The sequence below is a fragment of the Pseudomonas sp. CCNWLW23 genome, from assembly GCF_037095675.1.
In the GTDB taxonomy this organism is placed as follows: domain Bacteria; phylum Pseudomonadota; class Gammaproteobacteria; order Pseudomonadales; family Pseudomonadaceae; genus Aquipseudomonas; species Aquipseudomonas atacamensis.
Genome location: NZ_JBAWKM010000003.1, coordinates 262,961 through 276,050 on the forward strand (window position 1 = coordinate 262,961; position 13,090 = coordinate 276,050).

The following is a 13,090-nucleotide window of genomic DNA, read 5'->3' on the forward strand; positions in this document are numbered from 1 at the left end:
ACAGGTTCAGCGGCCGAGGGGTGATGAGTCCCTTGGCCGCTTAGAAGGAGCAATCATGGCTCACGCACCACAAATCAGAATCCCTGCGACTTACATGCGCGGCGGCACCAGCAAAGGCGTGTTCTTCAGCCTCAAGGATCTGCCCGAAGCAGCGCAGGTCCCAGGCCCGGCGCGCGACGCGTTGCTGCTGCGAGTGATCGGCAGCCCCGATCCCTACGACAAGCAGATCGACGGCATGGGCGGCGCGACGTCGAGCACCAGCAAAACCGTGATCCTGTCGAAAAGTACCCGCGCCGATCACGACGTCGATTACCTGTTCGGCCAGGTGTCGATCGACAAGCCGTTCGTCGACTGGAGCGGAAACTGCGGCAATCTCTCGGCGGCGGTCGGTTCGTTCGCCATCAGCAACGGTCTGGTCGACGCCAGCCGCATTCCGCACAACGGTGTGGCGGTGGTGCGCGTGTGGCAGGCCAACATCGGCAAGACCATCATCGCCCACGTGCCGATCACCAACGGCGAAGTGCAGGAAACCGGTGATTTCGAACTCGACGGCGTGACCTTTCCGGCGGCCGAAGTGCAGGTCGAATTCATGGATCCGGCGGCGGAAGAAGAGGGCGGCGGTGGCTCAATGTTCCCCACCGGCAATCTGGTCGATGAGCTTGAGGTCCCGGGTGTCGGCACGTTCAAGGCGACCATGATCAACGCCGGGATCCCGACGATATTCGTCAACGCCGAAGACATCGGCTACACCGGCACCGAACTGCAAGGCGCGATCAACGGCGATCCGCAAGCGCTGCTGATGTTCGAGACAATTCGTGCTTACGGTGCGTTGCGCATGGGCCTGATCGCCAATCTGGAAGAAGCCGCCAAGCGTCAGCACACGCCGAAAGTCGCATTCGTCGCCAAGCCTGCGGATTACGTAGCGTCGAGTGGAAAAGCGATTGCCGCTGGTGACGTCGATCTGCTGGTGCGCGCGTTGTCGATGGGCAAGCTGCACCACGCGATGATGGGCACGGCAGCAGTGGCGATCGGCACGGCGGCGGCGATTTCCGGGACGTTGGTCAATCTTGCTGCTGGTGGCGTTGAACGCAATGCCGTGCGTTTCGGCCATCCGTCCGGGACGTTGCGCGTGGGCGCCGAGGCGACGCTGGAGAATGGCGAGTGGGTGGTGAAGAAAGCCATCATGAGCCGCAGTGCACGCGTTCTCATGGAAGGTTACGTCCGCGTGCCTGCTGACTCGTTCTGACTCGACATTTTACCCTCACCCCAGCCCTCTCCCTGAGGGAGAGGGGGCTGACAGAGGTGTCTTGCGAGGTACATCGACCTGAGAGATCGAGACGATTATGGATTCAGCGATGGACTTTCAGGTCGGTGAACCTCCACGGCATCCCCCAATCGGTCCCCTCTCCCTCGGGAGAGGGCTAGGGTGAGGGGCTACCCTCTGACACAACACAAAGAAACCAGACACCACGAACCATAAACCAGCCAAGCCCCTGAGGAAGACCCAACCACTCATTTCCCCGAACAGGAGAACCACCGTGAGCGCCAACGTCGACCTGAACAACCGCCCCGATTACGACGCAGTCCTGCAGGACATCGCCGACTACGTCCTCACCTTCAAGCCCGAATCCGCCGAGGCGCTGAACACCGCGCGCAATTGCCTGATCGACACGCTTGGCTGCGGTCTGCTGGCCCTGCGTTTCCCCGAATGCGCGAAACACCTCGGCCCGATCGTCGAAGGCACGGTAGTACCGTTCGGTGCACGAGTGCCAGGTACCCCTTATCGCCTCGATCCGGTCAAAGCCGCCTGGGACATCGGCTGCATAGTCCGCTGGCTCGACTACAACGACACCTGGCTTGCCGCCGAATGGGGCCATCCATCGGACAACCTCGGTGCCATCCTCGCCGTTGCTGATCACCTGTCACAGAAACGCATCGCCAACGGTGAGGCGCCGCTGACGGTTCGCGATGTGCTGGAAGCAATGATCATTGCCCACGAGATTCAAGGCGTGATCGCTCTGGAAAACTCCTTTAACCGGGTAGGACTCGATCACGTCATTCTGGTGAAAGTCGCCTCGACCGCCGTCAGCGCCCGACTGATGGGCGCCAATCGCGAGCAGCTGCTGTCGGCGCTGTCCCACGCCTTCGCCGACGGTCAGGCGCTGCGCACCTATCGCCATGCGCCAAACGCCGGCTCACGCAAATCCTGGGCGGCGGGGGATGCGGCGAGTCGCGGCGTAAGACTAGCCGACATTGCCATGCGTGGTGAGATGGGCATTCCCGGGGTTCTGACGGCAAAGCAGTGGGGCTTTTATGACGTGCTGTTCAGCCACACCAACAACGATCTGGCGCTGAAGCCCGAGGACAAACGCGCTTTCAGCTTTTCCCGGCCGCTCGGCAGTTACGTGATGGAAAACGTGCTGTTCAAGATCAGTTTCCCCGCCGAATTCCATGCGCAGACGGCATGCGAGGCGGCGGTGACCTTGCATCCGCTGGTTCGCAATCGGCTGCATGAGATCGACCGCATCGTCATCACCACCCATGAATCGGCGATCCGCATCATTTCCAAGGTCGGCCCGCTGGCCAATGCCGCCGACCGCGACCACTGCCTGCAATACATGACCGCCGTGCCGCTGGCATTCGGCAATCTGGTGGCGGAGCACTACGAAGACGACTTCCACAAGGCGCATCCGATCATCGATGTGCTGCGAGAAAAAATGGTGATTGTCGAAGAGCCGCGTTTCACCCGCGAATACCTTGAGCCCGACAAACGCTCGATTGCCAACGCCGTGCAGGTGTTTTTCAAGGACGGCAGCAGCACCGACAACGTCGTGGTGGAGTACCCGATCGGCCATCGCCGCCGCCGCGCCGAGGGCATTGCGTTGCTGGAGGACAAGTTCAAGGCCAACCTGGCCACGCGGTTTGCCGGCCAGCGTTGCGCTGAGATTTTTGCGCTGTGCGAGGATCAGGCGCGGCTTGAAGCCACGCCGGTGAATCGATTCATCGACCTGTTTGTGATCTGACGGACCGCGTTATCGTTCTTCGCGGGCTTGCCCGCGATAGCGTCAGATCAGGCACCGCAAACCTACTTGAACCGCCGCTCAACGCCTTTCTCGACGAGAATCTTCGCCGAAATCTCTTCCACCGAGAAATGCGTGGAATTGATGTGCGGAATGTTCTCGCGGCGGAACAGGTTCTCCACTTCGCGCACTTCGAATTCGCACTGGGCGTAGCTCGAATAACGGCTGTTGGGCTTGCGCTCGTTGCGGATCGCGGTCAGGCGGTCGGGGTCGATGGTCAGGCCGAACAGCTTGTGCTGATGGGCGCGCAGGGCGGTGGGCAGGGTCAGGCGTTCCATGTCGTCTTCGGTCAGCGGATAGTTGGCCGCGCGGATACCGAACTGCATGGCCATGTACAGACACGTCGGCGTTTTGCCGCATCGCGACACGCCCACTAGTATCAGATCGGCTTTGTCGTAATAGTGGGTGCGCGCGCCGTCATCGTTGTCGAGGGCGAAGTTCACCGCCTCGATGCGCTCCATGTAATTGGAGTTGTGTCCGATCGAATGGGATTTGCCGACGGTGTAGGAAGAATGCTCGGTGAGCTCCTGTTCGAGCGGCGCGAGGAAGGTCGAGAAAATGTCGATCATGAAACCATTGGACGTTGCGAGAATCTCACGAATGTCCTGATTGACGATGGTGTCGAAGATGATCGGGCGAAAGCCGTCGGTTTCAGCGGCTTTGTTGATTTGTTGTACCATGGCCCGCGCTTTTTCCACGCTGTCGATGTAGGGCCGCGTGAATTTGCTGAAGGTAATGTTTTCGAACTGCGCCAACAGGCTTTGACCCAGGGTTTCGGCGGTAATGCCGGTGCCATCGGAGATGAAGAAAGCAGATCGTTTCATTTGCACCTTGGGCCTTAAGCTAGTAACGAATCTTGGATATGATAGGCGCGATTTGCCGGCCGCCATTGGCCCGCATTCTCACTTATTTTCCAGGTCCAGGCCATACAACCGGCCAAGGCTCCCCCGGGCCGCCGGTTTCTGAGCTTTTCCAACACAGTTAGTGGAGAGATCACCTTGGTAGAGTACGTAGTTTCCCTCGATAAGCTCGGCAAACACGATGTTGAGCATGTGGGGGGCAAGAACGCATCCCTGGGCGAGATGATCAGTAACCTGGCAGGCGCCGGTGTTTCGGTCCCCGGCGGCTTCGCCACGACGGCTCAGGCCTATCGTGACTTCCTCGAACTGAGCGGCCTGAACGATCAGATCCACAAGGCCCTCGACGCGCTCGACGTCGACGACGTCAATGCCCTGGCCAAGACCGGCGCGCAGATCCGCCAATGGATCATGGACGCCGAATTCCCTGAAAAGCTCAACACCGAGATCCGCACCGCGTTCGCCGCGCTGTCGGCCGGCAACCCTGACGTGGCCGTGGCCGTGCGTTCTTCCGCCACCGCCGAAGACCTGCCGGACGCGTCCTTCGCCGGTCAGCAGGAAACCTTCCTGAACATCCGTGGTGTGGAAAACGTTATCCGCGCCGCCAAAGAGGTGTTCGCTTCGCTGTTCAACGACCGTGCGATTTCCTACCGCGTGCACCAGGGCTTCGACCACAAACTGGTCGCCCTGTCGGCTGGCGTGCAGCGCATGGTGCGTTCGGAAACCGGCACCGCCGGCGTGATGTTCACCCTCGATACCGAATCGGGTTTCCGTGACGTGGTATTCATCACCGGCGCTTACGGCCTGGGCGAAACCGTCGTACAAGGCGCGGTCAACCCCGATGAGTTCTACGTACACAAAGGCACCCTGGAAGCCGGTCGTCCGGCCATCCTGCGCCGCAACCTGGGCAGCAAAGCCATCAAGATGATCTACGGCGACGAGGCCAAGGCCGGTCGTTCGGTCAAGACTGTCGATGTCGACAAGGCCGAACGCGCGCGTTTCTGCCTGACCGACGCCGAAGTCAGTGAGCTGGCCAAGCAGGCGATGATTATCGAGAAGCACTACGGCTGCCCGATGGACATCGAGTGGGCCAAGGACGGTGACGACGGCAAGCTGTACATCGTGCAAGCGCGTCCGGAAACCGTGAAAAGCCGCACCCAGGCCAACGTGATGGAACGTTACCTGCTCAAGGAAACCGGCACCGTGCTGGTGGAAGGTCGGGCGATCGGCCAGCGCATCGGCGCCGGCAAAGTACGCATCATCAAAGACGTCTCGGAAATGGACAAAGTCCAGCCGGGCGACGTGCTGGTTTCCGACATGACCGACCCGGACTGGGAACCAGTGATGAAGCGCGCCAGCGCCATCGTCACCAACCGTGGCGGGCGTACCTGCCACGCGGCGATCATCGCCCGTGAACTGGGCATTCCGGCGGTGGTGGGTTGCGGTAACGCCACCCAGCTGCTGAAGGATGGCCAGGGCGTGACCGTATCCTGCGCCGAAGGCGACACCGGTTACATCTTCGAAGGCGAACTGGGCTTCGACATCAAGAAGAACTCCGTCGACGCCATGCCGGAGCTGCCGTTCAAGATCATGATGAACGTCGGCAATCCGGATCGCGCCTTCGACTTCGCCCAATTGCCGAACGCCGGCGTTGGTCTGGCGCGTCTGGAATTCATCATCAACCGCATGATCGGCGTGCACCCGAAAGCGCTGTTGAACTACGACGGCCTGCCGCAGGAAATCAAGGACAGCGTCGACAAGCGTATTGCCGGTTACAGCGACCCGGTCGACTTCTACGTCGACAAACTGGTGGAAGGCATCAGCACCCTGGCTGCAGCGTTCACGCCGAAGAAAGTCATCGTGCGTCTGTCGGACTTCAAGTCCAACGAATACGCAAACCTGATCGGCGGCAAGCTCTACGAGCCGGAAGAAGAAAACCCGATGCTGGGCTTCCGTGGCGCTTCGCGTTACATCAGCGAATCGTTCCGCGATTGCTTCGAGCTCGAATGCCGCGCATTGAAACGCGTGCGCAACGAGATGGGCCTGACCAACGTGGAAATCATGGTGCCGTTCGTCCGTACTCTGGGCGAAGCCAGCCAGGTGGTCGATCTGCTCGCCGAGAACGGCTTGAAGCGCGGCGAGAACGGTCTGCGCGTGATCATGATGTGCGAACTGCCATCGAACGCGATTCTGGCCGAGGAATTCCTCGAATTCTTCGACGGTTTCTCGATCGGCTCCAACGACCTGACCCAACTGACTTTGGGTCTGGACCGCGATTCGGGGATCATCGCGCACCTGTTCGACGAGCGGAATCCGGCGGTGAAGAAGCTGTTGGCCAACGCCATTCAGGCCTGCAACAAGGCCGGCAAGTACATCGGCATCTGCGGTCAGGGTCCTTCGGACCACCCGGATCTGGCCAAGTGGCTGATGGAACAGGGCATCGAAAGCGTGTCGCTGAACCCGGACACCGTGCTGGAAACCTGGTTCTTCCTCGCCGAAGGTCAGGCTTGATCTGTATGTAATTGGCCCGCGCCCCATGTGGGAGCGGGCCTTGAGATTGAAGTAGGGCGGGCTCCAACGGATGCCGCCCTTTTTTGTGCAAGAGCATTATGCAAAGCAGCAGCAACCTGTTTCCTGTCGCGCTGATCAGCGCCGAACGGCGCGGCGATCTGAGCGAAGACGTCTATCGATTGAAACCCGGCAACAGCCCGGACTGGTCCGTGGAGATCGCCGTCACCCGCCTGGGGATGGCCGATGACACGGCGCCACGCGGCGTGCCGGTGATTCTGTTGCACGGCAGCTTTTCCAATCGGCGCTTCTGGTTTTCCCCCAAAGGCCTCGGGCTCGGCGCGTATCTGACGCGGCTGGGCTTCGACGTGTGGATTCCGGAAATGCGCGGTCACGGCCTGTCCCAGCGCAATGAGGACTACCGGCGCAACCGCGTGGCCGACTATGCCCGCTACGATCTGCCGGCGATTGCCGCGTTCGTGCGTGAGCAGAGCGGACAGATCCCGCACTGGATCGGCCATTCGCTGGGCGGCATCACCCTGGCGGCGGCGCTCGGTGGCGAATATCTCGGCGAACCGGCCGTGGCCTCGGCGGCGTTTTTCGGCACCCAGGTCAGCCGCACCTACTGGCCGTTGAAAATCCCACCGGTGGAGTGGGGCGGGCGCTTTATTCTCAAGCGTTTCGCGCAGTTGTCCGGCTCACGCCTCAAACGCGGCCCGGAAGACGAGCCGATCGGCCTGGCCATCGAAAGCATGCGCTGGTACGGCTTGTTCGGCCGCTTCGGCGACAAGGACAAGGATTGGTGGGCCGGTCTTGCCGAGGTGCAGGTGCCGGTGCTGGCGGTGACGGCAGCGGGCGATCATCAGGATCCGGCGTGGGCCTGCCGCAAGCTGTTCGAGCAGATCGGCTCAGAGTGCAAGCAGTTCATCAATCTGGGCCGCGAGCAGGGCTTCTCGGATAATTTCGGTCATGTCGAAATGTTGGTGAGCAAAGCGGCGCAGGCTGAGGTGTGGCCGCTGGTGGCGCGCTGGTTGAACGATCAGCAGACGCCGTTGCTGGCGCAGACGACGGATCTGGCCGCTGCGGTGTGAGGGGCGTTCCGTTCAGCCTGGCTTGCGGCTAAGATATGACGCATTGTGCGGTTCCGGTCATATTTCGTGACTGTTTAGCGATAACGTTTCAGCTGCGGTTCAGGTTCGCTCAGCGACCATGGCATGGACTAAGGTAAACAGCGACCGCCGGAACTCGTCTCATCAGAATGCGGCATCCTTGATCGTCTTCCTTGTTACAGGAGTTTTTCGATGGAACATTACCTTACGCCTGACCTGTGCGACGCCTACCCGGAGCTGGTGCAGGTGCTGGAACCGATGTTCAGCAATTTCGGCGGCCGGGATTCCTTCGGCGGCGAAATCGTGACCATCAAGTGCTTCGAAGACAATTCGCTGGTCAAGGAGCAGGCCGAACTCAATGGCAAAGGCAAAGTGCTGGTGGTTGATGGGGGCGGTTCGCTGCGCCGCGCCCTGTTGGGCGACATGATCGCCGCCAAGGCCGCGCAGAACGGTTGGGAAGGGCTGGTGATCTACGGTTGCATCCGTGACGTCGACGTCATCGCCCAGACCGATCTCGGCGTGCAGGCGCTGGCCAGCCATCCGATGAAAACCGACAAGCGCGGCATTGGCGACCTCAACGTCCCGGTGACTTTCGCCGGCGTGACGTTCCACCCGGGCCAGTACATTTATGCGGACAACAACGGCGTGATCGTGTCGCCGAGCCCGCTGAAAATGCCTGAATAAGCTTTTCGACAAGGGATGCGGATGTTCGAGGAAGAAAACGCGCAATGGGGGCTGGTGCATGCCCTGGTGCTGGACGGCAAGGGCGGTGCGCGTTCGATAGCCCGGACTGAGCTCGACGATTTGCAGCTGCTGGCCCATGAAAGCCTGTGGCTGCACTGGGATCGCAGCCATCCGCAGACCCAGACCTGGCTGCGCAAATCCAGCGGGCTCAATGAATTCACCTGCGATCTGTTGCTGGAAGAGAATACCCGCCCGCGTCTGTTGCCATTGCCCGACTCCGAGCTGCTGCTGTTTCTGCGCGGGGTCAATCTCAACCCGGGCGCCGAGCCGGAAGATATGGTCTCGGTGCGGATTTTCGCCTCGGCTCAGCGAGTGATTTCCCTGCGCTTGCGTCCGTTGCGCGCTACGGATGAGTTGCTGGCGCTGCTGGGTGAGGGCAAAGGGCCAAGAACTTCCTCGGAATTGATGCTGTATCTGGCGCAGTTCCTCACCAACAAAGTGCAGGATCTGGTCACGTGCCTGTCGGAAGTGGTGGATGAAGAGGAAGAAAAACTCGACGCCGACGAACGGTATACCCCCGAGCATGGGGCGATTTTGCACATCCGTCGCAGAGCGGCCGGGCTGAAGCGTTTTCTCGCCCCACAGCGGGACATTTTCGGACAGCTGACGCGGATCAAACTGCCGTGGTTCGTCGAAGACGACGCCGACTACTGGAACGAATTGAACAACAGCCTGACCCGTTATCTGGAAGAGCTGGAATTGACTCGAGAGCGCGTGGGGCTTGTGCTGGAGGCCGAAGACCGGCGTTTGAGCGTGCACATGAACCGCACCATGTATCGCTTCGGCATCATTACCTGCATCTTTTTGCCGATGAGCTTCATCACCGGTCTGCTCGGCATCAATGTCGGCGGTATTCCGTTCGCCGAAAGCCCGTATGGCTTCCTGATCGCCTGTCTGACGGTGCTCGCCCTGGCATTCGGCCAGTGGTGGTTGTTCCGTCGATTGCGCTGGGTGTGAACATGGCGCATGTGACCCGAGCAAATCTGCCCGCGTCTTTCACAGACATCACGAGAGGTGCGTATGCACGATCCGTTTGAACAGTCTTTGCGCGACATGCTCAACGCTTCGCCGTCCAGCCGCGACGACGATGCGTGCCTGGGCCGCGTACTCAAAACCGCCAACCGCCAGGTCGGCGCCGGTGATCTGTTCAGCCTGCTGGGCCGCTGGCTGCCCGCGCTGATGATCGCCCTGAACAATGGCTCGGCGCATGTCTCGCCGGTTTCCCGTCTTCGTAAAACCACTGCTCGCACTGCTGATAAGGCTGATTGAATATGGAACTTGATCTCTGGACTCAGAGCCTCGTCACTGCAATGACTGCGTTGTGGACCAAAGTCGCTAACTTCATTCCGAACCTGTTCGGCGCACTGGTTGTGCTGCTGCTGGGTTTCGTCGTGGCCAAGCTGCTCGACACCCTGCTCTCCAAATTGCTCGCCAAACTGGGCCTCGATCGCCTGATGGGCGGCACCGGGCTGACCAAGCTGATGTCGCGCGCCGGGCTGCAAGTGCCGATCTCGACGCTGATCGGTAAAATCGTCTACTGGTTCGTTCTGCTGATTTTTCTGGTTTCTGCGGCAGAATCCCTTGGCCTCGAGCGAGTTTCAGCTACGCTGGACATGCTGGCGTTGTATCTGCCGAAAGTATTCGGCGCCGCGCTGGTGTTGCTGGTCGGTGTCCTGCTGGCGCAACTGGCCAACGGGCTGGTGCGCGGCGCAGCAGAAGGCGTAGGGCTGGACTACGCTTCCGGGTTGGGGCGGATCGCGCAGGGGCTGGTGATCATTATCAGCATCTCGGTTGCGATCAGCCAGCTCGAGGTCAAGACCGACCTGCTGAACCATGTGATTGTTATCGTATTGATTACCGTTGGTCTGGCAGTTGCGCTGGCCATGGGTTTGGGAAGCCGGGAAATCGCCGGTCAGATTCTTGCGGGAATCTATGTGCGTGAGCTGTATGAGGTTGGGCAACAAGTGCGTGTTGGCGAGGTCGAAGGCCAGATCGAAGAGATCGGCACGGTTAAAACCACATTGCTGACCGATGAGGGTGAGCTAGTCTCTCTCTCCAATCGGATCCTGCTGGAACAGCATGTGAGTAGCCGCTAAACCGGCAAACCCTGCTAATGTATGCCGCCGCAAAATGCCAGCCGAGGCTGGTTGTGGCGGACATTGACCTGACTGTCGGCACGACTTGTTTTGAATAAAGCCCAACCGCTATCCACGCGCTACGACCCCCGCGAGCTCTCTGATGAGGAGTTGGTCGCGCGCTCGCATACCGAGCTGTTTCACGTAACGCGCGCCTACGAAGAGTTGATGCGGCGTTACCAGCGAACATTATTTAACGTCTGCGCGAGATATCTTGGGAACGATCGCGACGCAGACGATGTCTGTCAGGAAGTGATGCTGAAGGTGCTGTACGGCCTGAAGAACTTCGAGGGGAAATCGAAGTTCAAAACCTGGCTTTACAGCATCACTTACAACGAATGCATCACGCAGTATCGGAAGGAACGGCGTAAGCGTCGCTTGATGGACGCTCTCAGTCTGGACCCTCTTGAGGAAGCGTCTGAAGAAAAGGCGCCGAAGCCGGAGGAGAAGGGTGGGCTTGATCGCTGGCTGGTGTATGTGAATCCGATTGACCGCGAAATTCTGGTGCTACGATTTGTCGCAGAGCTGGAGTTTCAGGAGATCGCAGACATCATGCACATGGGTTTGAGTGCGACAAAAATGCGTTACAAACGCGCTCTAGATAAATTGCGTGAGAAATTTGCAGGCATTGCTGAAACTTAGTTCAGCGCAAATATCTCTTACGTGTAGGCAAGTTCTGATAGACTTGCCGCCGAGTTGTCCCCCGGTTTGCGGGACTGCTTCACAATCACCAGATGGGGATTTAACGGATGAAACTGAAAAACACCTTGGGCTTGGCCATTGGTTCTCTGATTGCCGCCACTTCGTTCGGCGCTCTGGCACAAGGCCAAGGCGCAGTTGAAATCGAAGGCTTCGCTAAGAAAGAACAATTCGACAGCGCTCGTAACTTCAAGAACAACGGCAACCTGTTCGGCGGTTCGATCGGTTACTTCCTGACCGACGACGTTGAACTGCGTCTGGGCTACGACGAAGTGCACAACGTACGTGCCGACGATGGCAAGAACGTCAAAGGCGCTAACACCGCTCTGGACGCTCTGTACCACTTCAACAACCCAGGCGACATGATTCGTCCATACGTTTCGGCCGGTTTCTCTGACCAGAGCATCGACCAGAACGGTTCGAACGGTCGTAACCGTTCCACCTTCGCCAACGTTGGCGGCGGTGCCAAGCTGTACTTCACCGAGAACTTCTACGCCCGTGCCGGCGTTGAAGCTCAGTACAACATCGACCAGGGCGACACCGAGTGGGCTCCTAGCGTCGGTATCGGTGTGAACTTCGGTGGCGGCTCCAAGCCAGCTGCTGCTCCAGTTCCAGCACCTGCTGAAGTCTGCTCCGACAGCGACAACGATGGCGTTTGCGACAACGTTGACAAGTGCCCGGACACCCCAGCCAACGTAACCGTTGACGCTGATGGCTGCCCAGCAGTTGCTGAAGTTGTTCGTGTTGAGCTGGACGTGAAATTCGACTTCGACAAGTCGGTAGTCAAGCCAAACAGCTACGGCGACATCAAGAACCTGGCTGACTTCATGAAGCAGTACCCATCCACCACCACTACTGTTGAAGGTCACACTGACTCCGTCGGTCCTGACGCTTACAACCAGAAACTGTCCGAGCGTCGTGCAAACGCCGTTAAGCAGGTTCTGACCAACCAGTACGGTGTTGAATCGTCCCGCGTTCAGTCTGTTGGCTACGGCGAATCCCGCCCAGTTGCTGACAACAAAACTGACGCTGGCCGCGCTGTAAACCGTCGCGTAGAAGCGCAGGTTGAAGCTCAAGCTAAGTAATTAGCTGCCGCTGATGGAAAAGCCCGGCTCAGGCCGGGCTTTTCTTTGTCTGCGATTTGGCTTCGAATCTTGAAAGATCGCAGCCTGCGGCAGCTCCTACATTCAGATCATATGTGTCCTGTAGGAGCTGCCGAAGGCTGCGATCTTTTGCTCTTCCACGACAGCAGCCACCGCACCAATCACCAGAATCGCCGGGCTTTTCAATTCAAACGCCGAGGCATCCTCAGCCATCGCAGTCAAATCACTGCGACATTCACGCTGATGCGCCAAAGAGGCGTTTTCGATCATCGCCACCGGCGTATCCGCCGCCATCCCTCCGGCCAGCAGATGATCACGAATCTCGCCCAGCTTGGCCACGCCCATGTAAACCACCAGCGTCGTCCCGCCTTGCGCCAGCGCCTGCCAGTTCAACTGGCTGTCATCCTGGGTATGCGCAGTCACCAACGTTACTCCGCGCGCCACGCCCCGCAACGTCAGCGGAATATCGCACTGGGTCGCCCCGGCCAGCCCAGCGGTGATGCCATTGACCAGTTCCACTTCAACCCCGCGCTCGCGCAACCACTGCGCTTCTTCGCCACCGCGGCCGAAAATGCACGGATCGCCGCCCTTCAGGCGCACCACGCATTTGCCCTGGAGTGCGTAACGCAGCATTAGGCGATGAATGAATGCCTGCGGGGTCGAACGGCAGCCGCCGCGTTTGCCCACCGGGATCACCCGCGCAGCCGGGCAGTGCTCCAGCACCGCGTCGTTTACCAGATCATCGATCATCACCACATCGGCCTCGCGCAATGCGCGCACCGCTTTGAGCGTCAGCAACTCCGGATCGCCAGGGCCTGCGCCCACCAGCCAGACTTTCGCATTCATGGTGTTGTC

General features: G+C 59.6%; 12 protein-coding genes. 10 read left to right on the forward strand and 2 right to left on the reverse strand.

Annotated features, from left to right (window positions below):
• The first annotated feature begins 55 nt into the window (after nucleotides 1-55).
• On the forward strand, nucleotides 56-1,246 hold the full coding sequence (gene prpF, locus V8J63_RS06665; protein ID WP_336463799.1) for a 2-methylaconitate cis-trans isomerase PrpF: 1,191 nt from the start codon (nucleotides 56-58) through the stop codon (nucleotides 1,244-1,246).
• Nucleotides 1,247-1,538: 292 nt separating this feature from the next.
• Nucleotides 1,539-3,023, forward strand: coding sequence for a 2-methylcitrate dehydratase (gene prpD, locus V8J63_RS06670; protein ID WP_336463800.1), 1,485 nt, complete (start codon nucleotides 1,539-1,541; stop codon nucleotides 3,021-3,023).
• 62 nt (nucleotides 3,024-3,085) lie between these two features.
• Here prpD and ppsR read toward each other — a convergent pair whose 3' ends face one another.
• The gene (gene ppsR, locus V8J63_RS06675; RefSeq protein ID WP_016773826.1) at nucleotides 3,086-3,904 is read right to left on the reverse strand and encodes a posphoenolpyruvate synthetase regulatory kinase/phosphorylase PpsR; all 819 of its coding nucleotides are present in this window, start codon (nucleotides 3,902-3,904) and stop codon (nucleotides 3,086-3,088) included.
• A gap of 174 nt (nucleotides 3,905-4,078) precedes the next feature.
• Between ppsR and ppsA the strand changes: the two genes are divergently transcribed.
• From ppsA to V8J63_RS06715, 8 genes are all read left to right on the forward strand, one after another.
• A complete protein-coding gene (gene ppsA / locus V8J63_RS06680; RefSeq protein ID WP_051600403.1) occupies nucleotides 4,079-6,448 on the forward strand; it encodes a phosphoenolpyruvate synthase in 2,370 nt (789 codons plus the stop codon).
• A 98-nt stretch (nucleotides 6,449-6,546) separates the two neighbouring features.
• Nucleotides 6,547-7,536 carry an alpha/beta fold hydrolase gene (locus V8J63_RS06685; RefSeq protein WP_076566892.1) on the forward strand — a complete coding sequence of 330 codons (990 nt, stop codon included), beginning with the start codon at nucleotides 6,547-6,549 and terminating at the stop codon, nucleotides 7,534-7,536.
• Between the two features lie 210 nt (nucleotides 7,537-7,746).
• Nucleotides 7,747-8,238, forward strand: a complete 492-nt coding sequence (gene rraA, locus V8J63_RS06690) for a ribonuclease E activity regulator RraA (RefSeq protein WP_016773829.1) — start codon at nucleotides 7,747-7,749, stop codon at nucleotides 8,236-8,238.
• A gap of 21 nt (nucleotides 8,239-8,259) precedes the next feature.
• Nucleotides 8,260-9,255, forward strand: coding sequence for a zinc transporter ZntB (locus V8J63_RS06695; protein ID WP_130887697.1), 996 nt, complete (start codon nucleotides 8,260-8,262; stop codon nucleotides 9,253-9,255).
• A gap of 63 nt (nucleotides 9,256-9,318) precedes the next feature.
• Nucleotides 9,319-9,567: a hypothetical protein gene (locus V8J63_RS06700; protein WP_003223293.1), complete on the forward strand. Its 249-nt coding sequence runs from the start codon at nucleotides 9,319-9,321 to the stop codon at nucleotides 9,565-9,567.
• 2 nt (nucleotides 9,568-9,569) lie between these two features.
• A complete protein-coding gene (locus tag V8J63_RS06705) occupies nucleotides 9,570-10,394 on the forward strand; it encodes a mechanosensitive ion channel family protein (RefSeq protein WP_016773831.1) in 825 nt (274 codons plus the stop codon).
• 90 nt (nucleotides 10,395-10,484) lie between these two features.
• A complete protein-coding gene (gene sigX / locus V8J63_RS06710; RefSeq protein ID WP_016773832.1) occupies nucleotides 10,485-11,075 on the forward strand; it encodes an RNA polymerase sigma factor SigX in 591 nt (196 codons plus the stop codon).
• A gap of 107 nt (nucleotides 11,076-11,182) precedes the next feature.
• A complete protein-coding gene (locus V8J63_RS06715) occupies nucleotides 11,183-12,217 on the forward strand; it encodes an OmpA family protein (RefSeq protein WP_016773833.1) in 1,035 nt (344 codons plus the stop codon).
• Between the two features lie 102 nt (nucleotides 12,218-12,319).
• On the opposite strand, the gene cobA is transcribed toward V8J63_RS06715, so the two are convergent.
• On the reverse strand, nucleotides 12,320-13,081 hold the full coding sequence (cobA, locus tag V8J63_RS06720) for a uroporphyrinogen-III C-methyltransferase (RefSeq protein WP_125927618.1): 762 nt from the start codon (nucleotides 13,079-13,081) through the stop codon (nucleotides 12,320-12,322).
• Nucleotides 13,082-13,090 lie beyond the last annotated feature (9 nt).

Coding starts and splice junctions, on each gene's coding strand:
- V8J63_RS06695 (WP_130887697.1), top strand. CDS start 8,260: ATGTTCGAGGAAGAAAACGCGCAATGGGGGCTGGTGCATGCCCTGGTG.
- rraA (WP_016773829.1), top strand. CDS start 7,747: ATGGAACATTACCTTACGCCTGACCTGTGCGACGCCTACCCGGAGCTG.
- prpF (WP_336463799.1), top strand. CDS start 56: ATGGCTCACGCACCACAAATCAGAATCCCTGCGACTTACATGCGCGGC.
- ppsR (WP_016773826.1), bottom strand. CDS start 3,904: ATGAAACGATCTGCTTTCTTCATCTCCGATGGCACCGGCATTACCGCC.
- cobA (WP_125927618.1), bottom strand. CDS start 13,081: ATGAATGCGAAAGTCTGGCTGGTGGGCGCAGGCCCTGGCGATCCGGAG.
- V8J63_RS06685 (WP_076566892.1), top strand. CDS start 6,547: ATGCAAAGCAGCAGCAACCTGTTTCCTGTCGCGCTGATCAGCGCCGAA.
- V8J63_RS06715 (WP_016773833.1), top strand. CDS start 11,183: ATGAAACTGAAAAACACCTTGGGCTTGGCCATTGGTTCTCTGATTGCC.
- V8J63_RS06705 (WP_016773831.1), top strand. CDS start 9,570: ATGGAACTTGATCTCTGGACTCAGAGCCTCGTCACTGCAATGACTGCG.
- V8J63_RS06700 (WP_003223293.1), top strand. CDS start 9,319: ATGCACGATCCGTTTGAACAGTCTTTGCGCGACATGCTCAACGCTTCG.